A 25,790-nucleotide genomic window follows, 5' to 3' on the forward strand; every position below is an offset into this window, starting at 1 on the left:
ATAATACCATTTATAAGAAATCTCATGCAATGGAATCGTAAATATGATTATCCAAAATCTTCAAGAGCAACAGTTGATGGTATTAGAAGATACCTTTTGGGAGAAGAAAAATTACCAAGTGTTACTTCAATTTTAGATGTTACTAAATCTGAGGAGGATAAAGCAGCACTAGCAAATTGGAGAGAGAGAACAGGATATAAAGAAGCTGAAGCTATCACAAAAGCAGCAAGCAGTAGAGGTTCGCAGATGCATAACTACTTAGAATCTTATTTGCTTGGTAGAGAAAATTTAAGTTTTTTTGATGATAATGAACAATATAAATTGATGGCAAAAGAAATAATAGATCATGGTTTAAAAAATAGATTGGAAGAAATATGGGGTGTTGAGTGTACATTGTACTATCCAGATAAGTATGCTGGCACTGCGGACTGTGTTGGAGTTTATGAAGGAAGAGAAACAATTATAGATTTTAAACAAAGCAATAAACCAAAGAAAGCTGAGTATATCGATTCATGGTTATTACAAACCAGCGCGTATTCTTTAGCTCATAATGTTGTGTATAACTCCAATATCACTTCTTGTGTTATTTTGGTCTGCACTGTAGATAAATTATTCCAAGAATTTAAAATTCAAGGACATGATTTAGTCATCTATCAAAATTTGTTTTTAGGAAGATTAAAAAAATTTCATGAACTATCTAATTTAACTTAAAATATATAAGAAAATATGGATAAATTTGTAATCTACGACACTGAAACAACTAATAGCACTATTTGGGGATCAATTATTGAGGTTGGAGCAGTTGTTGTTGATAAAAATTTAAATGAAATTGGTAAGTTAAATATCAGAGGCAGAATGCCAGAAGGAGAAGTGCCAAGTGCTAAAGCTCTATTGGTAAACTCAACAAGTATCGATTTACTTACTAAAGGAAATTATTCTCATTATGAATTTTTAGGAGCAGTTGAAAACTTCTTTTCAAAAGCTGCTCCAGCATTATTTATGGGATGGAGTAACTTAAATTTTGATAGACGAATGTTCCATTTCAATTTCTTTAAAGGTAACAGATATCCTTACATTACTCATTCGTCTCCAAATAAAGAACACGACGGTCTGCATGTTGCAAGAGCTGCACAAACAATTAATTCTGAAACTTTAAAAACAGAACTAACAGATGCTGGAAATGAAAGTCTTGCTCTTGAAGGGTTAGCAAGACAACAAGGATTTGATACTTCCCAACAACATACTGCATATCATGATGCATTTACAAGTTTAAAAATTTTAAGAATTATAAAGGAAAAGCATAACGATAATTGGGAAAAATTTTTAACCACCTCTACAAAGAGTAGTGTGGAATCTATTTTAAAAGCAGAGGGTATTTATTCAATTTTTGAAAATGTTAAAGGAAGAAATATGATGTATTTAGTTTCAACATTACATCCAGAGCATTGTTTTCATCCATCTTATGCTTCCTGGGGATATCTTTGGGACTTAAGAAGAGATCCAGAACCTTTTTTAAATATGTCTGTTAATGAGCTTAAAGCTAATCTTAAAAAAATAAGTCCTAAAGCTTTAAGAGTTATTAAAACAAATAAAGCGCCTGTAGTATTAGATAAAAAATTTGCTTTAAAAGAAAAAGCCTATGCAGATCTTGATTTGGAAACAATTCAAAAAAGAGCCAAATTAGTTAGATCTAGCGAAAACCTATGCAAGAATATTCAAATCATTAATAGGGAAGCTGCAGAAGAAAAGGCTCAAACTCAAAATCAAGAAGATTTACTTCCTGAGGAAACATTGTATGAGAAATTTGTTCCAAACAAAGATACTGCTTTATTTAAAACATGGCACAGCTCATCATGGGAAGAAAAATTAAGATTACTAGATAAATTTCAAGATAAGAGATGTGCATGGTTTGGACAAAAAATTATTTACCAAGAAGCACCTCACGTATTACCACCTGATTTATATAAAAATATTAAAAGTGAGATAGCTAGAAGAATTTTAAGTAAAAATAGAGAAAAGTGGCAAACTATAGCAATGGCTTACACTGAAATAGACACCTTGAGAGACCAAGCATCTAATAGAGATGATGAAGAAGAACTAAAAAAATTGGATGAAATAAATGAATTTATTATGTCTATTGAAAAAAAATATGAAATTGCATAGTTGACTTTAAAACTTTAATTTATAGAAAGGATTTATGCTTATAGATTTTAAAGATGAAGATTTTGATAGTAAAATCAAAAATGAAGATGTTTCGGTAATCCAGTTTTCAGCTAGTTGGTGTGGTCCTTGCAAAGCTTTAAAACCAGTGATGGATAAATTAGCTGATGAATACAAAGGTAAAGCTGGTTTTTATTATGCTGATGTAGAAGATGGTGGAATAAACACTGGAAGTGCTGCGGGTATAAGAGGCGTACCAACTGTTATTATTTACAAAAAAGGTGTTGAAGTAGATAGAAAAGTTGGTGGGGTACCTGAAAGCCACATGAAAGAATTTTTAGAAAAAAATATCTAATTCAAATTAAGTATTTCTCCAGCCAGATAAAGAGAACCTGTAATTAAGATTATATCGTTTTTCTTGACCGAAATAGACTTGATTGCATCAAATATATCTTCTTTGTACTGAACATTTTTGAATGAATTTAGTTTGTTTTTTAATTCTTTTCCACCAATTGAATTAGGTTGGTTTGGAATATCAATAGTGGTCAAGGTTGAGATATTTTTAAAATAACTAATATACTCATTATGATCCTTGTTGGACATCATACCTAAGATTATGTGTTTATTACAATCTAAAGTTTGGAGGTATTCATTTACTACTCTAGCTCCATCAGGGTTATGATCCCCAGAAACTAATAATGTATTATTTTTTACAAGTTCTTTTAGTTTTCCAGATTTAATTTCCTGTAATCTTGCAAGATTATTAATATTTTGAATACCACTTTCTATTTCATTGCTTTGAATTCCAAGATTTAAAGTTCTTATAGTTGCAATAGCAGTCGATATATTTTCTAGTTGAAACTGACCAAGAACGTTTGGTAGAGGAAGTTTCAAACCTCCAAATTTATCCTCATAGTAAAAAAAACCATTCTCTTGAATTGAATAACTATAGTCTTCATTAAAAAATAATTTATTTGAAGAGTTATATTTGATAGTTTTTTTAATACATTCCATTGTCTCTTTTTTATTTTGTTTTGCGATAACAATATTTGAATTAAGTAAGGCTGATGTTTTTTCAAAAACAATTTGCTCAATTGTTTGATTTTCTTTTGGAAGCCAGTCAAGATGGTCTTTGCTTATAGAAGTTACTATACTTGCAAGATTGCTCTTTAAAATATTAGTAGCATCAAAACGATGGAATAAACCACTTTCTATTAAGTTGATATTGTCAGGATATTGGGCAGCTTTATAAAAAAAACAAGCTGATAACATTTCAAAAACAGTTATTGGTTCGTTATTATTAACTTTTTCAACCTCTTCTAATAAATCGGCTAATTCCTCGGCATTTAATTCCTGATTATTAAATACAAATCTTTCATTAATTTTTTGTATATGTGGGCTCGTATAAACATTGCATTTTAAATTTGCTTCCTTAAGAATTGCATAAATAGCCTGGATGGTAGAGTTCTTACCATTAGTTCCTACAACTGATATAGCCTTAATTTTATCTTGAGGATTTCCTAATTTTTTACAAAGATTTTGAATTCTATCTAAAGATAAATCTATTTCTTTAGGATGCAACTTTTGAAAATTGCTGAGTATCTTCTGAAGTCTCATTTTGCTCAGAACTTATAGCAGAATTTTGTTTTAACAAAATTGATAATAAAGTTCCTATTTTAGATGCTAGATCTCTTCTCTCTACGATTAAATCAACAAATCCAGTTTTCTCAACATACTCACTTTTTTGAAAACCTTCAGGCAATTCTTCTTTTACTGTTCCTTGAATAACTCTTGCGCCTGCAAATGCAATTAAAGCGCCTGGCTCTGCAATATGAATATCTCCTAACATTGCATAAGAAGCAGTTATTCCTCCTGCAGTTGGATCTGTAATACAAACTAAGTAAGGTAAACCATTTTTCTTTAATTCATTAATCGCAAGTGTAGTTCTTGTCATTTGAGACAATGAAATTAAACTTTCCATCATTCTCATTCCTCCACCAGCGCTTATACATATAAATGGTGTTTGATTTTCTATTGCATGTTGAATTCCATATAAAAATGCTTCACCTTCTGCAGCAGCCATTGAAGCTCCTAAAAAGTCAAAATCAGATGCAACAGCTGTTATTTTAATATTATTGATTGTCCCAGATGCAACCATCATCCCACAATCTAATCCAGTTTTCTTACGAGCACTTTTTAATCTATCTTTGTATGATTTAGAGTCTGTCCAATTTAAAGGATCATCTTTTGGAATGGGTGTTTTAAAAACTTCATAGTTGTTTTTTCCAAACAAAATATCAAATCTTTGTTTTGGTTTAATTCTATGATGCTTATTACAATCTGGACATACCCAAAGGTTTGCTTCTAAATCTTTCTTTAGAATTGGTCCACGACAACAACTTGTCCATTCACTTTTTGCAATATCTTCTTTAGTAGCTCGTTCACGTATAGCAGTTTTTATCTTTTCACCTGCTTTAATAATTTTGGTTATCCAGTTCATTGAATTTTATTTCTTAATCTTTTAACGATATTAGTAACATTTGTGACAGTATTTTGTCTTCTTTCAATTGATTTAGATATTTCCTTACATATCGCACTACCAACTACTAAACCATCAGCTTTTTTAAGAGATTTAATGGTCTTTTCAGTAATACCAAAGCCAATCACCACATTTTTTGATTTATTTTGATTTTTAATTTTGTTGTATCTTTCCAAGATTTTCTTTGGGGAAACTTTTAGTTTACCCCCTGTAGTTGACAACATGCTAATATAGTAAACCATATCATGCGAGTCCTTTATTATTTTTTTTAATCTAATTTGAGAAGTAGTAGGTGAGACCAATTGTATAAAATTCACTCCATTTTTTTTACATCTTGATGCAAAACTTTTGTTTTCAGGATAAGGCAAATCTACAACAATCAGTCCATCTACCTTTGATTTTTTACATCTATCTAAAAATTTATTTTCATTGTACTGAAATATCATATTGTAATAACCCATCAGTATAATTGGAGTATTTTTTTTTGATTTTTTAAAATTTTTTGCAATTGAAAATACATCGTTAATTTTTATACCATTTTTAATTGCTCTATAGGCACTAGTCTGGATTTGACCTCCATCAGCTATGGGAGTGTTGTGAGGAAAACCCAATTCACAAATATCAGCGTAGTTTGAAATAGACTTAAGAATTTCTAAAGATTTTTTTTTAGTATTATCACCTGCAACTGTATAGGTCAGTAAGGCAGGTCTATTTTCTTTTTTGGCATTTAAAAAAGCTTTATTAAGTAAAGAGCTCATTAATGTTTTCCCAATCTTTCTCTTAAAATATCTCTATCTTTTTTTGCATCACCACATGAGTTAACAATTATAATTGTATCTTTGCTTAATTTTGGAGCAATTTTTATTGCCTCAGCAAAAGCATGACTGGGTTCTAAACTTGGATTAAGTTTTTCAAATTTAGTTACCATTTCATGTGCATTAAGTGCATCCTCATCTGTTGCATAAGTATATCGTGCTCTTTTAGTATCTTTTAAAAAGCAATGAATAGGACTTACACCAGGATAATCTAAACCAGCACTTATAGATTCTGTATCATTAATTTGTCCTTCATTATTTTGACAAACATACGAAGCTGCTCCGTGCAAAATACCAACTTTTGCATTTCTGCTTAGTGGTGCTGCGTGAAGTTTTGATTTTTTAGGACCTCCTGCCTCCACACCAATCAATTCTATTTGTTTTTTATCAAAATCAATAAACTCACTCCAAAATCCATATGCAGAACTACCACCTCCAACACAATTAATTAATTTAATTTTATTTGGAATTTTTTTAAATTCTTTTTTAAGCTGCTTTTTTAATTCTCTAGAAATTTGTGCAGTTGACCAACCACATATTTTTACGAAGATATTTGGTCCAACAGTACTACCAACACACATATGTGTATTATCACAATTAGATACCCAATATCGCATGCATTCACTCACTGCATCAACTAAAGTCTGACTTCCAGAATAAACTGGCACTATTTCTGCACCGTTTTTTCTCATAGCGTCACAATTTGGTTTTTGTCTTTTAATGTCTTTAGCACCCATAAAAATTTTACATTTAAGTCCAAATTTTTTAGCTGCCATACTTAACATTTTTCCTGCATATCCAGCTCCAGTATCGCCAACAATGTATTTTTTACCCATAGCTTTACAAATTAGTGCATGAACAGTGGCATTATAGATTTTATGCGCACCTCCATTTGCTTCAGAAACTACTTTTGCCCAAATTTGAGCTCCACCTAAATGATTGGACAAATTTTCTAATTTCACAAAAGAGGTTGGAGATCCAATATAATTTTTAAAATAATAATCTCTTTTTTTTAAAAAGGCTTTATTATTTCTAAGTTTCTTAAATTCTTTTGTTAAATCTTCTACTGGTTTTTTCAAAGTTTCAGGTATAAAACTACCTCCAAATTTCCCTCCCCAAAAACCTTGTTGATCGTGTTGATCAATTAATTGAACACCTTTTTTAAGCTTCATTTTTAATTTCATTAACTTTATTTAAAAAAAATTCTATTTTGGATAAGTCTTTTAATCCAGATGTTTCTACGCCACCAGATAAATCTATAAAATTTGCTAAATTTTTGTAGTTTTTAAGCTCATCGTTATATTGAATATTACCAGCAATCATTAATTCCTTATTTAAATTGATATTTTTAATCAAGTCATGATCAAAAGATTGACTTTTCTCATAGCCCTTACTGTCAAATAGATAAATGTCAGTATGATCAGAGTATAATTTATAATCCTCCAAATCGGACTCTGATTTTATTGTAAAAGCTGTAATAATTTTCTTTTGATATTTTTCTTTTATCTCTTTTATTTCCTCTGGTGTGCAATCATATAGTTGATAGTAATCAAAAGGTAAGTTTTTAATTTTCTCCAAAATATTTATATTTGGTTTTACCAGAACAGCAACATAGTAACTTTGTTTTGGATTATTGATTAAAAGTTTTTTTAAATTTTCATATTCAACATATCTAGAACTTTTTGGATAGTTGCAAATAAATCCTATAAATGTTGGTGGGTGAGGGTGATTAATTAAAAAATTTAAAGTATCAGGATCAGAAATCCCACAAATTTTACAACCCTTAATCATCAGTATAAATGATTAATTAATTTTTTAATATTATTCTTAATATTACCTTTTGTAAGAGATCTTCCAATTACCACTCCCGAAACTTTATTTTTGAAAGCATCTTTAGGTGTCATTACTCTAGCCTGATCATTTAAATTATCACCTGGTAATCTTATACCAGGTGTAATGATTAAAAAATTTTTATATTTTTTTCTAATCATTTTTGCTTCTTTTGCAGAACAAACTATTCCATCACATCCTGATTTTTTAACAATACCAGCTTGCTTTAAAACTAGCTGGTCAACTGTTTTGGTATGACCAATTTCTTTTAACGATTTATTGTTAAGACTAGTCAACACGGTAACTCCGAGTACTTTTAAATTTTTATTAATTTGTTTAGTTTTTTCCTTGATAGCTTTAAGCATATGAAGACCACCATTTGCATGCACAGTAATGTATTTACATTTTTTTAAATCTTTCAAACTATCAACTGCAGAAAGAGCTGTTTGTGGAATATCATTTATTTTTAAATCCAACCAAAAATCTGATTTGTATTTTTCTAAAAATTTTCTTCCATTTTTTGAGTAAAAAAACTGTAATCCAAATTTTGGAATAATTTTTAATTTTTTTGTATTAATACTATTAAGAGTTTTTTTTATTTGATCTAAATTTGAAGTATCACATGCAACGAATATAATTTTATTCTTCATTATTGATCTTTTTAAACATTTCCTTGCTCATTTTCCATGATATTACTTTCTTTTCAGGAACTGCAACTTTTTCGCCAGTTTTTGGATTTCTTCTAATGGAGGCTTTTTGAGTCTTAACTCTAAATGTTCCAAAATTTCTTAATTCAACTCCATCCCCTCTACGAAGTGATCTTTTTATTTCATTTAAAATTATATCAGTAAATTTCTCTAAATCTTTTTTTAAGAAATTTGGGTAGTTTTGAGAGAGTTGTTTTAAAAGCTTTGATTTTACAATAGCCAATTTATAACTTCTTCAATTATTCTTTCTCTTCTTCTTTTTTCTTTAAATCCTCGGATAATGATGAAAAAGGTAGGTTTTTACCAGAACCTTCAGATCCATATTTTTCAAGAGCTTCTTTTTTCTCAATTTCTTCAAGTAATCTAATGCTTAATGTTACTTTTCTCTTATTCATGTCCAAGTCTGCGATCGCACAGTCTAATTTCTCACCACCTGTCCATCTACTTGGTCTGGCATCAGCAGCATTAATTGCTATTGCAGATTTTTTAATCTGGAAGTCCATTTCACAACCTTCTGGTCTTACCATAAGTCCTTTGTTATCAGTTGAAACAACTTTAACAGTTATTGTTTGATTTTTTGACTTATCTTTAAACCAGTCAAATGGATCTGCTTGAGTTTGTCTTAAACCAACTCTAATCTTTTGTTCTGAAGGTTTTATTTCCAATACTTTAACTTTAAGCTTATCACCTTTTTTATACTTAGACAGTTCTTCTTCACCATTATTTAAATAAGTTAAATCATTGCAATGTAAAAAAGCATCAACATCTAAATCTTCAATTTTAACAAATAAAGAATATTCATTTTTATTTACAACTTCTCCTTCAACAATTGTACCAACAGGATATTTTTTCTCAAATGTTTCAAAAGGATTATCTTGAGTTAATCTATGTGATATTGCAACACGTCTTTTGTCTTTGTCAATTTCAGTAATTACACAATCTATTTCATCTCCAACTTTAAACATTTTTTTTGCTGAAATATTTTTTTTAGTCCAGCTTAGTTCGCTTGAATGGAGCAAAGTTGTTAAACCTGGTTCTAGCTCACAAAAAGCTCCAAAGTCCATTAATTTTGCTACTTTAACTTTGTAGATTTTATTTAATTCGTAATTTTCAATATGCTCAAAAGGATCTGGAGATAATTGTTTTACTGAACATCCAACTTGTAATTTTTCTTTATCAACACTTATAACTTTTAAGTCGTGTTTCTCGCCTATATTAAATACTTCATCTGGATGATTTACTCTTGAATAGGAAATTTCTTGCAGGTGAACTAATACATCTAATTCTCCATTGACATTAAAGAAGCATCCAAATGAACTGTATCCTTTTACTTCAGCGCCTTTAATAATGTCTCCAACTTTATATTTTTCAACTATTTTTGCTTTATCTTCTTTCTTAAAAGAAGAAATTATTTCTCTTCTTGATACGCAAGCATTACCTCTAACTTTATCCAATTTAATTAGAGCAAATTTTTGTGGCTCATTCATTAAATGACTTATATCTTTCAGAGGTTTGTCACTAATTTGAGATCCTGGTAAAAACATTAGTGAACCAGTGTCTATATGCTCAACTATACATCCACCTTTGCACTTGGATGTAATTTTTCCCATTATGGGTTCATTTTTTTCGTAAGCTTCAACTAGTTTATCCCAACCTTTAATTTTTTGTGCTTTAGAAGCTGAAACTAGTACCTCGCCATGCTTATCTTCAATTTTTTCAAGTAAAACTGGAATAGTTTCTCCAACTTTAATTTTTTCTGATAGACCCATGCTTTTTAATTCATTTATATCAAGAACTGGTTCTGATTTTAGACCCTCAACAAATAAAAATACAAATTTTTCTGTAATTTTATTTATTTTTCCTTCAATTATTTTACCCTCTTCAATATGTACTTTTGAAAGCTGACTATTTAGTAATTTTTCGAATTCTTGAGATGCTTGATTAGATAGATCTTTATAAATTTCCATTAATTATTAATTTTCCTGTCTATTATTTTTTTTATTTTTAAAAAACATGACCTTTTATTAAGGTTTGTCGTATTAATCAATAGTGAATCTTTTGTTTTCTTTAATGGAGATATTTTTCTATTTAAATCACTTTTGTCACGTTTTTTAATGCTTTTTAAGACTTCTGCATAGGTTGTCTTTTTTTTAAGAGATTTTAATTCTTTATATCTCCTTGATGCTCTAGTTTTTACATTTGCAGTTATATAAAATTTAAAATCAGCATCAGGAACAATATTGTATGTAATATCCCTACCATCTAAACAAGAACCCTTATATTTTTTTGGTGGGTTATATGCAAAATTGATTTGAAAAGAGTGCACCATTTTTCTTATAGACTTAATTTTAGAAATTATAGAAGCCTCATTTCCAACTTCATCTAATAATAAACTTTTGTTTGTTAGATCTTTTATTTTTAATAATTTAATTTTCGATTTTATAAATTTGTTATTAAATTTCTTAGGGAATTTAATTTTTAGATAAGCAATAAATCTATAAATTTTTCCAGTATCAAGATAAAATAGGTTATAATGCTTAGAAATAGTTTTTGCTACCGTCCCAGCACCTGCAGCAGCAGGAGAGTCGATAGCAATTTTTAAAATATTTTTTCTTTTAATCATTTTTTTAAATAATCAATAATTTTTAAAAAATTTGGAAATGATGTATTGATTGAGTCTTTATCATGGATATTCCATTTTCCACCAAAACTTAAAGCTGCAACTACACTTGTCATGAATACTCTATGATCTTTTAGATAATTTTTTATGATAATTTTTCTTTTTAGATCTAGATTTAGATCAGGATTACCGTAAATTTTTATTGTGTCATTTGTTGTAATTGTTTTTACTCCTAAATTGGTCAGAATTTTCTTAGCCCATTCTAATCTGGGACTTTCTTTTTGATTTAGTTCACCTAAATTTTTGAAATAAGAAACACCTTTTGCTTTAGCCGCTACTAAAAAAATAACTAAAAATTCATCAATTGCTCCACTATTTAATTCAGTAGGACAATTAATTGCTTTTATATTTTTTGCACTTACTACTTTTATATCAGCTTTTTTTTCACCCTTGTATGTTTTTTGATTTTTAAAAATTATTTTAACACCCATTTTTTTTAAAATCGTTATAATCCCAATTCTTGATGGATTTACATTGATATTTTTAATAATTAATTGTGAGTTAAAAGAAAGTGCAGTCAATACAATAAAAAATGCACTAGAACTAATATCAGAGGGAATTTCATAATTTAAAGAATTTATTTTTTTTACTTTTTTGATTTTAATTTCATCAAATTTTTTTTTACTTTTAATACTAATTGGTAATTTTAGATGTTTACATAATAGTTCAGTATGATTTCTTGATTTTTTTGCTTTTATCGTTGTTATCCCATCAGTTCTCATTGCTGCAAAAATAATTGAACTTTTACACTGTGCTGAACCTCTTTTTTCATTATATTTGATTGGTTTTAACTTAGATGATCCAGAAATTTTTAAAGGCAAACAATTATTGTTTCTTAATTTAAATTTAACTCCAAATTTGCTTAGAGGATCTGAAACTCTTCTAAAATCTCTTTTTGATAAACTTTTATCTCCAACTAAATAAATTGGTTCAGGAGAATTTACCAATAGACCAAGAATAAGTCTTCCTAATGTACCTGAATTTTGTGCATCTATCCTAAGGTTTTTTTTATATTTATAGCCATCAATACCTTTTCCAAAAATTTTACATTTATTATTGTTTACACTAACTTTAATTCCTAATTTCTTTACAGCTTTAATGGCAGCTAATACATCTTCTGACATTAATAGATTTTTTGCCGTAGACGTACCATTGGCTAACGAAGAAAAAAGAACCCATCTTATACTTAAGCTTTTATCACCAGGTATTGTTATGGATTTTTGAAAATCTCCTATTTTTTTTTCTATTTTAACAATATTTGGCATGAGAATTAGTTGAACTTAAAATTGTCACCAAAATATGCATTTTTTGCATTTTTATTAGTAACCAAGTTACCTGGTGTATCTTGAGCAACTATTTTTCCATTACTTAAAATCATCGCCATATCTACACAAGCTAAGAGATCTCTAGCCTGATGGTCACATATACAAATAGTAATTCTGTATTCACTTTGCAAGTTTACTATAATCTCTTGTAACATTTTTATTGTTAATACATCTAATGCCGCAAAACACTCATCTAAAAGTAAAATTTTTGGTTCACTTAATAAAGATAGAGCAATAACTAACTTCTTTTTTTGTCCACCAGATAAAAATTTTGCTTTAATATCTTTAAGATTATCAAGTTCAAATTTAGAAATTAGGTAATTTATTCTTTCTAATCTGTAACTTTTATTTTCAATAACAATTTCACTGATTGCTTTCAAATTATCATGAAGTGTAAGATCATTAAAATACCCTCCATATTGTGGCACATATCCTACTTTAAATTTTGTAGCTCTTAGATATATAGGATAGTTAGTTACATTTTGATTTGAAATTTTTATAATACCACTATTTGGACTTATTAAACCTGTAATTAAATTAAAAATTGTTGATTTCCCAACTCCATTAGGACCAAGCATTCCAAAAATTTGACCTTCGTTAATTGTAAAATTTAAATTATCTAAGATTAATCGATTTCCATAAGAAAGTGAGATATTGTTAAATTCAACAATAGAATTATTTTTTTTGAAAGATTTAATTCTAAATTTTTTTATTATAGCCATTAGTTTTTACTTTTTAAAATCACTTTTTCTTTTTGATCTTGCATAAATATTTTTGTATCTTTTGATTTAATATTGATTTCAATAACATCAGCTTTCATTATATTATCCAAATTACTGTAACTAACTTCTTTAGAAATTATCATCAAATTCCTTTCTAAAGAAAAATCTAAATATTCTCCAGCAATTTTATTATCTAAATAGTTGATTTTTACATTTTTTGAAAAAATAGTATCATAATTTTCAGAATTATATTTTCCAAAATCAGAAACAATAGTTATTTCTCTAGAATCAATTAATTTAATAAATGCGTAAACTTTTTTTAGAAAAATAATATTTGGATTAGAAAAATCTATTTCTCCTTCGTCGGCTCTAATAAAGTACTCATTGTTATTCTTATCCTTAGTTGAATACTCAACATCTTTGATTAAGTTAGAGTTATAAACTTCTTCTTTATTCTCAATATGAACTATTTTGGATTTATTGTTACCAAAGAATTTAAAATAAGAAAATAATATTACTATTATTAAAGATAAAAAAATAAAAAAAATTCCTAAAAATTTTTTTCTATACATTTAAGAAATATTAGATTGTAAAATTGTATGAATATGAATAACTCCAATTGTTTTTTGAGTTTGGCCTTCTTTATTTACAATAAGTGATGTAATTTTTTTATTATTCATCATTGAAAGTGCTTTTGCAGCCAATTCGTCTTTTCCAATAAAAATTGGTTTTTTTGTCATTATTTTCTTAACTGGCAATAAACGAAAATCAAATTTTTTTTCAGTAAACCTTCTTACTTGCCCATCAGTTACTATTCCAACTGTTTTATTTTTATTGTTTAAAACTATCAAAATTCCCAACTTTTTCTCTGTTAAAATTTTCAAAGCTTTATTCATTTTTATATTTTCATTTACAAAAGGTATTTTGTCTCCTGTAATCATTATATCTTCTACAGTTTTTAGTTGAGCACCTAAACTTCCGGCAGGGTGAAGTTTTTTAAAGTCCATTTTGCCAAATTTTTTGTATTTCATAGAAGCTATTGCAAGAGAGTCCCCTAGGGCTAGTTGTGCAGTTGTACTTGCGGTTGGGACTATACCTTCAGCTTCTTTAGCTTTTGGTATAAATAGTTTTATGTCAGAAGATTTATAAAGAACAGACTCTTTTTTTGAAACAATACCTATTAATAAAATTTTATTTCTCTTTGCAAATTGAATTATATTTTTAAGTTCAGTTGTTTCACCTGAGTTACTAATTAATATTAAAATATCTTTTTTTGAAATCATACCAAGATCACCATGTGAAGCTTCACTCGCTAAAAGACTAAACGAAGGAGTTCCAACTGAAGCTAACGTTGCAGCAATTTTAGATGCAATTAATCCACTTTTGCCAACCCCACATAAAACTACTTTTGATTGACAATTTGCAATTTGAAAAACAGCTTCATTAAACGATTTATTTATATTTTTTTTTAAAATTTTTAGAGCTTGTATCTCTAGATTAATTACATTTTTTGCAATTTTTGAAAAATTTTTTTTTTTCATTAATGGGACCAAATATCATCTTTAAATAAAGCTAGATCAAGTTCAACTCTAGTATTTAAAAATTTTAGACAATCTTCATAAAGTTTAATTCTATTTTCTCTTTTTAATATTTTTTTTAATTCATCATGAATTTGATGCAAATATATTACATCGTTAGCACAGTATTTAAGTTGTGCAGGGGTTAATTCACCACCAAAATCTGAACTTTGAAATTGTTTACTAATGTCTATATTTATAAATTCTTTAATTAATGTTTTTAAAGAATGATTATCAGAATAAGATCTTGCAAGTTTAGAAGCAATTTTTGTATCTAAAATATTGTTTGTCTCTGTTTTTAAATAATATTTAATATGTGCTATATCTGCACGACCATAATGAAATATTTTGGTTATATTTTCATCATTCAAAAGCTTTACCAGATTAGGTGCTTGATAATTATCTCTATTGAATTGAACTATATGTGCATCCAAGTTACCCGAAGATAATTGAATTAAACATAATGGGTCACGTCTGACATTTAGACCCATAAACTCACCATCTACGGCAATTATATTGCCTAAATTTAAATCATCTGGTAGATCATTTTTATGAAGTTGAATATTATTATTCATTTTTAAACATATATATATGAAAGCAAAAAATTGTCTAATTTTTGGTGGAAGTGGTCAAATCGGTCGAAATTTAATTAGGAAGCTCACAAAAAATAATTATCAGGTAACTGTTGTAACAAGAAATATTCATCAAAAAAGCTACATCATTAAAACCCAAGCAAATGCAGGCTATATAGATATTGTAGAATCAAATATTTTTGAAGAACAAAAACTTAGAAAGCTTTTTGAAAAAGCGGACATATGTATAAATTTAATTGGTATCTTATTCGAGTCAAAAAAAGGAAATACATTTAAAAATATTCACAGTGTTTTTCCCTCTTTGTTATCTAAACTTTCAAAAGAATATAAACTTAAACATTTAATTCATCTATCAGCTCTTGGAATAAACAAGGCAACAGATTCTGATTATGCTAAAAGTAAATTAGAAGGGGAGGAAAAAATTTTAAAAAATTTTCCTCTAGCTACAATTATAAGACCATCTATCGTTTATTCAGTAGATGATAATTTTACAACAAATTTTATGACACTTTTAAATAGATTACCAATATTTCCACTTTACTATGAAGGTAAAACCAAGTTTGCACCAATTCATTGCTCTGATTTAACAGATGTTATTTTTAATGTAATTTCCAATAATGTTAATTCCAAAATAATTGAATGCGTCGGTCCAGAAACAATTTCATTTAAAGAAATATTAGAAAAATTATTAAATTTAATGGGAAAGAAAAGATTATTGATACCAATGCCTTTACCATTAGCACAAATGTCAGCGAGATTTTTCGAAATAATGCCAAAACCACTTTTGACCAGAGATCAATTGAAACTTCTAAAATATGATAATGTTCTATCTGGAAAATATAAATCAAATTCAGAAATTGGTGTGCCAAGTTTGAGATACTTTGATAAAGAAGTTAAAAAATATTGTTATATGTGGAGAGAAGGTGGACAATTTTCCACAGAAAAATACAATTCAGATAATATAGATATTAAAACTACTTAAAATTTTAAGCGGATTGAATTTTTTTTTCAATAAATTCTGGAACTTCCTCTTTTTCTGTAACTTCTTCCTTTTTACCTTTTGGTTGATAAGCATAAAGTAAATGAAGTTTACAATAAGAGAAATCTTTTAAAGAGGATCTGCCACAAAAATAAAATTCTTTTTCATCTGGATGACCTATTGGCCACTTGCATAAATTCTCATCCAGTTCTTCTAATTGTTTAGGATTTTCTGGTTCAAAATCTTTTTCAATAATTAATGATTTAAATTTACTTTTACGGCCTCTTTTTGATTGAACGTTATTTTGCTCAATTGAATTTTCAAAATTTTTATTAGAAGTAGCAGTTCTAGTTTTGATTTTTGCTGAAAGATTTAATCTATGAGCTTTACCAATTACAGCGTTACGACTTATGCCGCCTATAATTTCAGCTATTTGGCTAGCTGTATTACCTTTGCCCCACAATTCCTTTAATTTTGAAACTTTTTCTTCAGTCCAGCTCATATCTATATGTTGTGCTACTTATTTATAAAACGACAATATACTGTTATTGATTTAATTTAAACAATCAAAAAATTAGAGTTATCAACAATAAAAGCCTAGCTCAAATAAAATTAGTTTTTCAATCATAACTTGTATCTATGAAATAAAATTTATAAAACAAATTTAATTTATGAGCAATTTAGCAAAAAATTATAATAGAAAAAAAATTTCATTTAAGTATGGAAAGGGAAGCTATCTTTACTCTACTGATGGAAAAAAATATCTTGATTTTGTGATGGGTATTGCAGTTAATTCTTTAGGTCATGCTCATCCAAGTTTAATCAAAACTATAAACAACCAATCAAAAAAGCTTTGGCATGTATCAAATGCTTTTCAAATTCCTGAAGGAGAAAATCTAGCAAAAAAACTATGTAAAAAAACATTCGCTGATTATGTGATGTTTCAAAATAGTGGCGCAGAAGCTACTGAAGCAGCTATTAAAGTTGCTAGAAGATATTTTTTTTCAATAGGTAAACCAAATAAAAATAGAATTCTTTGCATTAAAAATTCATTTCATGGAAGAACATTAGCTGCAATTTATGCGAGCGGATCCAAGAAAATGACAGAAGGATTTGGTCCTAAAGTAAAAGGATTTGATCACTTTACTTTTGGAGACCATAAATCATTAGAAAAAAAAATTACAAAAGATACTGCAGGTATAATGGTTGAAACAATAATGGGGGAGGGAGGGATAAAAGTTATTCCAGACTTCTGTTTAAGAGAGCTCAGAAAATTATGTGATAAGAAAAAAATTCTTTTAATTCTAGATGAAGTTCAATGTGGAATAGGCAGATCAGGAGATTTTTTTGCATTTGAAAAATCTAAAGTGAAACCAGACATAGTCCCAATAGCCAAAGGAATCGGAGGTGGATTTCCAATAGGAGCTGTTCTTATGAATAAAAAAGTTTCTGTCGGAATGGTTCCAGGAACCCATGGCTCAACATTTGGTGGAAATCCGCTCGCCATGTCAGTTGGAAATAAAGTAATGGATATAGTTTCAAATAAAAAGTTTTTAAATAATGTAAAAAAATTGTCTAAATATTTCATAACAAACTTAAATAAAATTAAGGAAAAATATCCTAGTATTATTAAACAAATAAGAGGAAGAGGTTTTTTAATTGGAATACAGCTGCATCAAGATCAGACAAATTTTATTAAAAAATTAATGGAAAATAAATTATTAACTATTCGTGCTGCAGAAAATGTAGTCAGAGTTTTACCACCTCTTAATGTCAAAAAAAGTGAGCTTGATGAAGCTTTAAAAATTATAAATAAAGTTTGTAGTGAATTTAAATAGTTATGAAACATTTTGTAAATTTGAAAGATATTCCTAGTAAAGATTTAAGAAAAATAATTACTGATGCAAAAAAAAGAAAAAGTTCTAGAAAAAAACTCAATACTCTAGAGATAGATAGAGGAGCTCCATTAAAAGGTAAAATTTTGATCCAAATGTTTGAAAAACCAAGCCTGAGAACAAGAATGAGCTTTTATTTAGCAATAAAACAGCTTGGAGGAGGCACTGTAACACTTAGATCCAATGAACTTCATTTAGGGCAAGGTGGCGAAAGTATATCAGATACAGCGAAGGTTCTATCAACTTATGGTGATGGATTTATGTTGAGAACAGATAGTGATAAAAAAATTGAGGATTTTAAAAAATATTTATCTATTCCGGTCATTAATGGTTTGAGCCCGTCCTCTCATCCAACTCAAGTTCTTTCAGATGTTTTTACAGTTGAAGAGATTACAAAAAAACCTATTTCTAAATTAAATATTTGCTGGATTGGAGACTCAAATAACGTTTTGGATAGTTTAATAGCTGCTTCAGTTAAATTTTCTTTCAAATTAAGCATTGGTTGTCCTAAAAATTTTGAACCAGGAAAAGAAGTGAGAAATTGGGTTAAAAAAAATAAGAGAAAAATTTATATTTATAATGATCCAAAAAAAGCTGCCAGTGGAGCTGATGTAATTTTTTCTGATAAAGTTATTTCTTTAAATGATAAAGTTAATAAGAAGAAAAAAATTCAAGCATTTAAAAAATTTAAAATTGATAAAAAATTAATGAGTTTTGCAAATAAGAAATGTATTTTTTTACATTGTCTGCCTAGAGGGAATGAAGTTTCTGAGGATATTTTCTTAGGAAATAAATCTCATGTATGGGTACAAGCTCTTAATAGAGTTCACGTTCAAAAAAGTATATTGTTGTATTGTTTTGGAAAATTAAGGTAGTGGAACTGGGCTATCTGAATTTTCATTTAGATACTTAATTACAGACGCTCTATCTGCTTCTTTTCTTAAACCTGCATAAGCCATTTTTGTACCTTTAATATATTTAGCAGGTTTTTTTAGAAATCCATTTAGCTCTTCAAATGTCCATTCTTTTTCATATGCAGCTAATGCTTTTGAATATTTATAATCTTCAACTGCTCCAACTTTTCTTCCAACGACATTATATAAAGCTGGACCTATAGCATTTTTTCCACCTTTAATTATTGAGTGACAGGCTGCACACTTTTTGAATATTTTTTCTCCACTTGCTATATCTCCCATAGCCATTAATGCAGCAATGTCGACTTTTTCTTCTGCAGTAGTTGTTGTAGAAGATGATGCAGTAGACACTTGTTCAACTTCCACCGTGTAACCTGGAGTTTCTGGTTTTTCTACATGAAAAATTACATCAGATAATTTTCCTATACCAATAACAAGAAGTGCTACCATTAGAACTGCAGCTACAATTTTGTTAATTTCAAAAGAATCCATTTTTATAAATTTAATTTTGAACGTATAACATGATAAATTAAAATTTGACTAAAATTTAATGTACAAATTTGCCTCTATTTTAATTAGTGACTGATGAAAACTCTTATAATTATACCCTCTAGATTATCCGCAACTAGGCTTCCAGGAAAACCATTATTAAAAATCAATGATATTTCAATTATTTCACATGTATTTAATAAGGCAAAAGAAGCAAATATTGGGGAGGTAATTGTTGCAGCAGAGGATCAAGAGATTGTCAATGATGTTAAAAATAATGGAGGAAATGCTATTTTAACAAGCAATAAACATAAAACTGGTACAGACCGAATATATGAAGCTTATGAAAAACTCAACTTAGATAATATTGATTTTATAATGAACCTACAGGGTGACGAGCCAGCAATAAATATTCAGGATATTGTAAATTTGAACCAGATGATGATAGCTCACAAAGCAAAAATAGGAACCCTTGCTGCTAAAATTGAGAATAAATCAGATTTAGCAAATGAGAATATAGTTAAAGTTATTACTGAAAATAATTTAGAAGATGACCCATTTTCTAAAGCAAAAACATTCTTAAGGAAATCTCAAGATGCTTTAAATATTTATCACCATATTGGGATATACTGTTATTCATCACAAATTCTTAAAAACTTTGTTGAATTAGAACAATCTAAAAATGAAATTGAAAATAAATTAGAACAACTTCGAGCTCTAGACAATAATATCAAAATAAATGTTGCTCTAGCAAGCAAAGCCCCTATAGGAGTTGATACACAGGAAGATTATCTGGCCTTAAAAAAAATAATGGAATATAAGTCCTGATGGGTAAAATATATTTTCAAGGAACATTTGGAGCTTATTCTCATTTAGCAGCATTATCAATCGACCCTGATGCTGAAATTTTACCTTGTAAAACTTTTGATGACTGTTTTAATAAAGCTTCAGAAGAACCTGATTGCAGAATAATAATTCCAGAGTCTAATAGAATTACAGGAAATATAGGAATTGAATATTTAATATTTAAGCATAGGTTGAATATTTACAGAGAGCACTTTCAAAAAATCGAACATAATTTATTAGGTCAACAGGGAGCTAAACTGTCTGATATAAAAGAAGTTTATTCTCATGCACAGGGTTTGTCGCAATGTTCAAATTTCATAAAAGAAAATAATATTGCTGAACATATAAGAGCAGATACAGCTGGATCAGCCGAAATGATTTCTAAAACAAAAGACAAAAAACAGGCAGCAATAGCATCATCTCTAAGTGCTGAAATTTATAATCTTGATGTCATTAAAAAAAATATAGAAAACGAGAGTGGAAATTTAACACGATTTCTTGTTATGGGAAAAAATATATCTCAACCTGAGTTTGGAAATAAAAAATATATAACTTCATTTTTATTTAAACTTAAAAGTAAACCTGCAGCTCTTTATCAATCGCTTGGAGGATTTGCTATCAATGGAGTAAATCTTACTAAGCTTCAAAGTTACCCTGAAAAAAATTCTTTCGACTCTTATTTTTTCTTATGTGATTTAGATGGACATATTGAAGATCCAAAAGTTCAAAAATCTCTTGAAGAGCTAGGTTTACATTGTGAGGATTTTCACGTCCTAGGTGTTTTTGAAGCCGATAGTTTGAGACAAAAAAAACAATAATCTTTTCTTGTAGAATAGAAATTTTAACTGCTATAATAGATTTGGAGGCTAGAGGTGGATGCTGCTTGAACCCGACCAGATCTTAACGGAAGCAGTCGTAGAGACAGTTATTCAGGTTCTAGTCTCCTTAAAAAATTATGAATAACAATTCTAAAGTTCTAGCTCTTAAATATAGACCTCAAATATTTGATGATCTTATTGGTCAAGAAGTTGTTGCTGAAACAATTATAAATTCAATAAAAGCTGACAAAGTACCTAATGCATATTTGTTTACTGGAATTAGAGGGATTGGAAAAACTACAACCGCAAGAATTGTAGCAAAAGCCTTGAATTGCTCAAATGGTATTGAAAAAATGTGCATTGATAATTTGTGTGAAAATTGTCAGTCGATTGCAAACTCAAGTCACATTGATGTACTTGAAATGGATGCGGCCAGCAAGACAGGAGTTGATGATGTTAGAGATCTAATTGAGTTTTCTAGATACGGACCTACTTCAGCAAAGTACAAAATTTTTATAATCGATGAAGTTCATATGTTAAGTAAACAAGCTTTTAATGCTTTACTAAAAACATTGGAAGAACCACCTTCATATTTAAAATTTATATTTGCCACAACAGAAATAAAAAAGATACCTATAACAGTCGTTTCAAGGTGTCAGCGTTTTGATCTTTCAAGGATTAAATCTTCTGAACTGTTAGATTTTATAAAAAAAATTAAAGATAAAGAAAACGGAAAAGTTACGGATGACGCTCTAAAATTAATTGTAAAGATATCTGAAGGCTCAGTAAGAGATGCACTTTCTCTATTAGATAGAGCGTTATTAAGTTTAGATAATGATAAAGAACTAGATTTAAATTCTGCTCAAAAAATTTTTGGTTATTTTGATAAATCACAATTAATTGATTTATTTGAATTGATATTAAGAGGAGAAGAAGAAAAGGTAATAAAAATTTATAGAAAAATATATGATCAAGGAGTTGAACCAAAAATATTTTTAAATGATTTTTTAGAGCTATTATATTACTTTAAAAATATTAATTCTCTTACTTTAGAAAGCACAAATTTTTCTCTTAATGATGAAGAATTTAACAAAATAAAAAATATTTCTAATCAGATTCAACCAGATGTATTAATTTTATTTTGGCAATTTTCTATCAAGTCATTAGAAGAATTAGACATTGTGTCAAATCAACATTTATCAATTGAGATGTTTTTAATTAGATTAATGCACTTAAGTTCTGTAAAACAAGTTAAACAAATAGATACAAAACCTAAAGAAGAAAATTCAACTATTAAAGTTGAAACAAAAACTGAGACTAAAATTATTGATCAAATAAAAAATATTTCTCAAGAAGAAAAAAAGAAACCTGAAATACAAACTGAAGTTAAAGCAGAAGTCCAAACTCAAATTAATTCTTTTGATGAATTAATTGCTATTTGCACAAGTAAAAGAGAATTAAAACTTAAATTTGAATTAGAGAAAAATGTCAATTTGGTTAAATTTGAAAAAAATAGAATTGAGATTTCATTTAATGACAGCCTTGATAAAGATTTTGTAAAAGATCTTTCCTTAAAGCTCTTTGAATGGACAAAAGAAAGATGGATTATCACACTTAGTAAGTCAAAAGGAGATCTCTCAATTAGAGAAAAGAAGCAAAATGAAAAAAAAATATTAATTGAAAAAGCTAAACAAACTGAACTTTATAAAAACTTTATGGAAAATTTTCCCGATGCCGAACTGGTAGATGTTAAATCGATAACTAATGAGGATAAAGATAATGACTGATTTTAATAAAATATTAGACAAAGCAAAAGAACTTGAAGCAAAAATGAAAGAGAGTCAGCAAAAAATTAAGGAAATTAGAGTAGAAGGTGTTTCTGGCTCAAATTCAGCAAAAATAGTCTTGGATGGAGAAGGTGAAATGCAATCAATTAAACTATCAGATGAAATAATGAAAGAAGACAAATCAATAATAGAAGATTTAATTGTAGCTGCGCATAATAACGCCAAATCACAATTAAAGTCGAAAACATCAGAAGAGATATCAAAAGCTACAGGCGGATTTGGAATACCTGGTTTTAAGTGGCCACTATAGTAGATGCAAAATATTAACGAGATTGAGGAATTAATAAAATTAATTTCAAAGCTTCCAGGTTTGGGGCCAAAATCTGCCAAAAGGATTGTTTTAAAACTTATTAATAACCGTGATGAATTAGTAAAACCAATGGCAAATACATTGGCTCAACTTTATAAAAATGTAACTAGATGTAATTCTTGTGGTTCACTTAAGTCAATTTCAACTGGATGTATAAATTGTGAAAATACAAAAAATAAATATTCAAAGATTTGTGTTGTAGAAGACATTGCTGATCAATGGTCGATTGAAAATTCAAATATCTATCAGGGATATTTTCATATTCTGGGAGGTACCATTTCATCAGTAGGTCAAAGAAAAGAAGATTTACTTGTAAATTCACTGGTTGAGAGAGTTAATCGAGATAAAATTGAAGAAGTAATATTAGCCACAAGTGCAACTGTGGAAGGTCAAACTACTGCTTACTACATTCAAGATAGCTTAAAAAATTCTAATGTAAAAATTACAAAACTTGCACAGGGGTTACCTGTGGGTGGTGAAATTGAAACTTTAGACGACGGGACTTTATTTTCTGCTTTTAAAAATCGGTCTAACTTAGTTTCTAATTCAGATTAGACTTTTTACTAAGTCTATTTAAATGCAGTAAAGGTTCAGTATAACCAGATGGTTGTTCTTTTCCTTTAAATACCAAATCACAAGCAGTTTGAAATGCTATTGAATTTTCAAAGTTATCACTCATTCTTACGTAATTAGAGTCGTTTTTATTTTGATCATCTACAATTTTAGCCATGTCTTTAAGAATTTCTACAACTTGAATTTTTGTTGTAATTCCATGATGTATCCAATTTGCAATATGTTGAGATGAAATTCTAAGTGTGGCTCTATCTTCCATCAAACCTACGTTATTTATATCCGGTACTTTGGAGCACCCAACTCCTTGATCGATCCATCTGACCACATAACCTAATAAAGTTTGAGCTGAGTTAGAAATTTCTTTATTAATTTCATCTACAGACCAATTTGGTCTATCAGCTGTAGGTATTGTTAAAAGATCATCAAGTTTTGCTTGTTCTCTATTTTTAATTTTTTGTTGTTCATCAAAAATATTTATTTCATGATAATGTAGCGAATGTAAAGCTGCAGCAGTTGGAGATGGAACCCATGCACAGTTTGCACCTGCTTTTAAATGTCCAGTTTTTTGCTCCATCATATCTTTCATTTTATCAGGCATTGCCCACATTCCTTTTCCAATTTGAGCTTTTCCAGAAAATCCACATTTTAAACCAATATCAACATTATTGTTTTCATATGCTGTAATCCATTTTGAAGTTTTCATGTCACCTTTTTTAATCATTGGACCAGCTTCCATAGAGGTGTGCATTTCATCACCAGTTCTGTCTAGAAATCCTGTATTTATAAAAAAAACTCTATTTTTTAACGATCTAATGCACTCTTTTAAATTAGCTGAGGTTCTTCTTTCTTCATCCATTATTCCAATCTTGCAGGTATATTTTGGCAAACCTAAAACTTCTTCAACTTTTGAGAAAAGCAAATCAGTAAATGCAGTTTCATCTGGTCCATGCATTTTTGGTTTCACGATATAAATAGAACCGGTTCTTGAATTGGTTTTTTTCTTAATATCATGAAGAGCTGCGGCTGTAGTAATGAACGCATCCATTATTCCTTCTGGGACTTCACTACCATCTTTTAAAATTATTGATGGATTAGTCATTAAGTGACCAACATTTCTAACTAGCAGCAAACTTCTTCCATGAAGCTTTAAACCTTTTCCATCTTTTGAAATATAGCTTCTGTTAGGGTTAAGTTTTCTTTCAAATAATTTTCCTTCTTTTTCAAATTTTGATTTTAGATCACCCTTCATCAGACCTAGCCAATTTCTATAACAAACAATTTTATCTTCTGCATCTACAGCGGCTACACTATCTTCGTTATCGCATATTGTTGATACCGCAGATTCTAAAATTATGTCACTAATTCCAGCATGATCTTGTTGAGCCGCAAAAGCTCTTGAGTCTTTTAAAATTTCTATATGTAAATTGTTATTTTTTAAAATTATAGCAGACGGGTTGTCGGCTTCACCCCTATGACCAATAAACTTATTCTCATCTACTAAATCATAAATATCAGCACCTTTTAAAGCTTTAAATTTTCCATACTTAACCGCAAAACTTGTAATTTTTTGCCAACTCAATCCTGCTAATGGAAAATATTTATCTAAAAAATCTCTTCCATATTTTATTACCATCTCACCTCTTAACGGATCGTATCTTTCAGATACGCTATCTTCTGATTGTTCAATTACATCTGTTCCATACAGACTATCGTATAAGCTCATCCATCTAGCATTAGCTGCATTTAATGCGTATCTCGCATTCATGACTGGTACAACAAGTTGAGGCCCAGCAATACTTGTTATTTCCTCATCAACATTTTGAGTTGATATTTCAAAATCATCACCTTCTTCTCTCAAATAACCAATTTCTGTTAAAAATTTTTTATATTCTGAAAAATTAAATTCATTTCCCTTATTTTTTATGTGCCAATTGTCTATCTGTTTCTGTAAGTCTTCCCTAACTTTAATTAATTCTTTATTTTTAGGTGCTAATTCATTGACTGTTTTCTCGAACCCTGACCAAAAATTATCAACAGATAGATCTGTTTCTTTTAATAGCTCGTCACTAATAAATTGAGAAAGTTTTTCAGATACTTTTAAAGTTTTAATATTTATATATTTTTCTTGCATATCACCTAAATTACCCCATCTGTATTTTTGCCTGAGAGTT

Annotated in this window: 28 protein-coding genes; 11 read left to right on the forward strand and 17 right to left on the reverse strand. The window is 28.7% G+C overall.

Translation table 11 applies throughout. The features are described from left to right. Nucleotides 1–24 precede the first annotated feature (24 nt). The 3 genes from ACTTBM_RS06395 to ACTTBM_RS06405 are packed head-to-tail and all read left to right on the forward strand — an operon-like array spanning nt 25 to nt 2,515. Entirely contained in the window at nt 25–711 is a 687-nt protein-coding gene (locus ACTTBM_RS06395; protein ID WP_262590152.1) for a hypothetical protein, read from the forward strand. A 15-nt stretch (nt 712–726) separates the two neighbouring features. Further along, the gene (locus ACTTBM_RS06400) at nt 727–2,163 is read left to right on the forward strand and encodes an exonuclease domain-containing protein (protein WP_440635195.1); all 1,437 of its coding nucleotides are present in this window, start codon (nt 727–729) and stop codon (nt 2,161–2,163) included. 34 nt (nt 2,164–2,197) lie between these two features. Beyond that, the gene (locus ACTTBM_RS06405; RefSeq protein ID WP_440635196.1) at nt 2,198–2,515 is read left to right on the forward strand and encodes a thioredoxin family protein; all 318 of its coding nucleotides are present in this window, start codon (nt 2,198–2,200) and stop codon (nt 2,513–2,515) included. Here the strand turns inward: ACTTBM_RS06405 and ACTTBM_RS06410 are convergent. From ACTTBM_RS06410 to ACTTBM_RS06475, 14 genes are read right to left on the reverse strand one after another with little or no spacing between them, the layout of a single operon-like run. After that, nucleotides 2,512–3,777, reverse strand: coding sequence for a bifunctional folylpolyglutamate synthase/dihydrofolate synthase (locus tag ACTTBM_RS06410; protein WP_440635198.1), 1,266 nt, complete (start codon nt 3,775–3,777; stop codon nt 2,512–2,514). The genes ACTTBM_RS06405 and ACTTBM_RS06410 overlap by 4 nt on opposite strands. Further along, nucleotides 3,731–4,660, reverse strand: coding sequence for an acetyl-CoA carboxylase carboxyltransferase subunit beta (locus ACTTBM_RS06415; protein WP_075505966.1), 930 nt, complete (start codon nt 4,658–4,660; stop codon nt 3,731–3,733). The genes ACTTBM_RS06410 and ACTTBM_RS06415 overlap by 47 nt, the downstream gene beginning before the upstream one ends. Next, nucleotides 4,657–5,457, reverse strand: a complete 801-nt coding sequence (gene trpA / locus ACTTBM_RS06420; protein WP_440635199.1) for a tryptophan synthase subunit alpha — start codon at nt 5,455–5,457, stop codon at nt 4,657–4,659. The genes ACTTBM_RS06415 and trpA overlap by 4 nt, the downstream gene beginning before the upstream one ends. Then, nucleotides 5,457–6,686: a tryptophan synthase subunit beta gene (trpB, locus tag ACTTBM_RS06425; RefSeq protein WP_440635245.1), complete on the reverse strand. Its 1,230-nt coding sequence runs from the start codon at nt 6,684–6,686 to the stop codon at nt 5,457–5,459. Before trpB ends, trpA begins: the two co-directional genes overlap by 1 nt. Continuing rightward, on the reverse strand, nt 6,676–7,305 hold the full coding sequence (locus ACTTBM_RS06430; RefSeq protein ID WP_440635200.1) for a phosphoribosylanthranilate isomerase: 630 nt from the start codon (nt 7,303–7,305) through the stop codon (nt 6,676–6,678). The genes trpB and ACTTBM_RS06430 overlap by 11 nt, the downstream gene beginning before the upstream one ends. Then, nucleotides 7,305–7,994 carry an orotidine-5'-phosphate decarboxylase gene (gene pyrF / locus ACTTBM_RS06435; RefSeq protein ID WP_440635201.1) on the reverse strand — a complete coding sequence of 230 codons (690 nt, stop codon included), beginning with the start codon at nt 7,992–7,994 and terminating at the stop codon, nt 7,305–7,307. Before pyrF ends, ACTTBM_RS06430 begins: the two co-directional genes overlap by 1 nt. Continuing rightward, nucleotides 7,984–8,274, reverse strand: coding sequence for an HU family DNA-binding protein (locus ACTTBM_RS06440; RefSeq protein WP_440633301.1), 291 nt, complete (start codon nt 8,272–8,274; stop codon nt 7,984–7,986). Before ACTTBM_RS06440 ends, pyrF begins: the two co-directional genes overlap by 11 nt. Nucleotides 8,275–8,290: 16 nt before the next feature. After that, on the reverse strand, nt 8,291–10,018 hold the full coding sequence (locus ACTTBM_RS06445) for a S1 RNA-binding domain-containing protein (protein WP_440635202.1): 1,728 nt from the start codon (nt 10,016–10,018) through the stop codon (nt 8,291–8,293). Continuing rightward, nucleotides 10,018–10,674, reverse strand: a complete 657-nt coding sequence (gene cmk, locus ACTTBM_RS06450; RefSeq protein ID WP_440635203.1) for a (d)CMP kinase — start codon at nt 10,672–10,674, stop codon at nt 10,018–10,020. The genes ACTTBM_RS06445 and cmk overlap by 1 nt, the downstream gene beginning before the upstream one ends. Continuing rightward, a complete protein-coding gene (gene aroA / locus ACTTBM_RS06455) occupies nt 10,671–11,996 on the reverse strand; it encodes a 3-phosphoshikimate 1-carboxyvinyltransferase (RefSeq protein ID WP_440635204.1) in 1,326 nt (441 codons plus the stop codon). The genes cmk and aroA overlap by 4 nt, the downstream gene beginning before the upstream one ends. A 5-nt stretch (nt 11,997–12,001) precedes the next feature. Continuing rightward, nucleotides 12,002–12,778: an ATP-binding cassette domain-containing protein gene (locus ACTTBM_RS06460; RefSeq protein ID WP_440635205.1), complete on the reverse strand. Its 777-nt coding sequence runs from the start codon at nt 12,776–12,778 to the stop codon at nt 12,002–12,004. Further along, entirely contained in the window at nt 12,778–13,350 is a 573-nt protein-coding gene (locus tag ACTTBM_RS06465; protein WP_440635206.1) for an LPS export ABC transporter periplasmic protein LptC, read from the reverse strand. Before ACTTBM_RS06465 ends, ACTTBM_RS06460 begins: the two co-directional genes overlap by 1 nt. Beyond that, entirely contained in the window at nt 13,351–14,319 is a 969-nt protein-coding gene (locus ACTTBM_RS06470; RefSeq protein WP_440635207.1) for a KpsF/GutQ family sugar-phosphate isomerase, read from the reverse strand. It abuts the gene before it with no gap. After that, nucleotides 14,319–14,930 (reverse strand): ribonuclease D, encoded by a 612-nt coding sequence (locus tag ACTTBM_RS06475; protein ID WP_440635208.1) that lies wholly within the window; start codon nt 14,928–14,930, stop codon nt 14,319–14,321. The genes ACTTBM_RS06470 and ACTTBM_RS06475 overlap by 1 nt, the downstream gene beginning before the upstream one ends. Nucleotides 14,931–14,946: 16 nt before the next feature. Between ACTTBM_RS06475 and ACTTBM_RS06480 the strand changes: the two genes are divergently transcribed. Further along, nucleotides 14,947–15,930, forward strand: coding sequence for a complex I NDUFA9 subunit family protein (locus ACTTBM_RS06480; protein ID WP_440635209.1), 984 nt, complete (start codon nt 14,947–14,949; stop codon nt 15,928–15,930). A 4-nt stretch (nt 15,931–15,934) separates the two neighbouring features. Here ACTTBM_RS06480 and ACTTBM_RS06485 read toward each other — a convergent pair whose 3' ends face one another. Next, a complete protein-coding gene (locus ACTTBM_RS06485; RefSeq protein ID WP_440635210.1) occupies nt 15,935–16,429 on the reverse strand; it encodes a GcrA family cell cycle regulator in 495 nt (164 codons plus the stop codon). A gap of 169 nt (nt 16,430–16,598) precedes the next feature. On the opposite strand from ACTTBM_RS06485, the gene ACTTBM_RS06490 reads away from it, so the two are divergent. Together ACTTBM_RS06490 and argF are read left to right on the forward strand one after the other, a co-directional pair. Next, the gene (locus ACTTBM_RS06490; protein ID WP_440635211.1) at nt 16,599–17,765 is read left to right on the forward strand and encodes an aspartate aminotransferase family protein; all 1,167 of its coding nucleotides are present in this window, start codon (nt 16,599–16,601) and stop codon (nt 17,763–17,765) included. Nucleotides 17,766–17,767: 2 nt separating this feature from the next. Then, entirely contained in the window at nt 17,768–18,697 is a 930-nt protein-coding gene (argF, locus tag ACTTBM_RS06495; protein WP_440635212.1) for an ornithine carbamoyltransferase, read from the forward strand. Here argF and ACTTBM_RS06500 read toward each other — a convergent pair. Next, nucleotides 18,689–19,228, reverse strand: coding sequence for a c-type cytochrome (locus tag ACTTBM_RS06500; protein ID WP_075505981.1), 540 nt, complete (start codon nt 19,226–19,228; stop codon nt 18,689–18,691). The genes argF and ACTTBM_RS06500 overlap by 9 nt on opposite strands. A 93-nt stretch (nt 19,229–19,321) precedes the next feature. Here ACTTBM_RS06500 and kdsB point away from each other — a divergent pair, with 93 nt between their 5' ends. The 5 genes from kdsB to recR all read left to right on the forward strand — a co-directional run bounded on the left by kdsB (nt 19,322) and on the right by recR (nt 23,601). Next, a complete protein-coding gene (gene kdsB / locus ACTTBM_RS06505; RefSeq protein ID WP_440635213.1) occupies nt 19,322–20,053 on the forward strand; it encodes a 3-deoxy-manno-octulosonate cytidylyltransferase in 732 nt (243 codons plus the stop codon). Beyond that, nucleotides 20,053–20,889: a prephenate dehydratase domain-containing protein gene (locus ACTTBM_RS06510; RefSeq protein WP_440635214.1), complete on the forward strand. Its 837-nt coding sequence runs from the start codon at nt 20,053–20,055 to the stop codon at nt 20,887–20,889. Before kdsB ends, ACTTBM_RS06510 begins: the two co-directional genes overlap by 1 nt. A gap of 137 nt (nt 20,890–21,026) precedes the next feature. Continuing rightward, nucleotides 21,027–22,676 (forward strand): DNA polymerase III subunit gamma/tau, encoded by a 1,650-nt coding sequence (dnaX, locus tag ACTTBM_RS06515; protein WP_440635216.1) that lies wholly within the window; start codon nt 21,027–21,029, stop codon nt 22,674–22,676. Then, nucleotides 22,669–22,986, forward strand: coding sequence for a YbaB/EbfC family nucleoid-associated protein (locus ACTTBM_RS06520; RefSeq protein ID WP_262590178.1), 318 nt, complete (start codon nt 22,669–22,671; stop codon nt 22,984–22,986). Before dnaX ends, ACTTBM_RS06520 begins: the two co-directional genes overlap by 8 nt. Before the next feature lie 3 nt (nt 22,987–22,989). Next, the gene (gene recR, locus ACTTBM_RS06525) at nt 22,990–23,601 is read left to right on the forward strand and encodes a recombination mediator RecR (RefSeq protein WP_440635217.1); all 612 of its coding nucleotides are present in this window, start codon (nt 22,990–22,992) and stop codon (nt 23,599–23,601) included. On the opposite strand, the gene ACTTBM_RS06530 is transcribed toward recR, so the two are convergent. After that, on the reverse strand, nt 23,588–25,750 hold the full coding sequence (locus ACTTBM_RS06530) for a malate synthase G (protein ID WP_440635218.1): 2,163 nt from the start codon (nt 25,748–25,750) through the stop codon (nt 23,588–23,590). The genes recR and ACTTBM_RS06530 overlap by 14 nt on opposite strands. Nucleotides 25,751–25,790 lie beyond the last annotated feature (40 nt).

It is taken from the genome of Candidatus Pelagibacter sp. HIMB1746, assembly GCF_052047555.1.
Taxonomy (GTDB): domain Bacteria; phylum Pseudomonadota; class Alphaproteobacteria; order Pelagibacterales; family Pelagibacteraceae; genus Pelagibacter.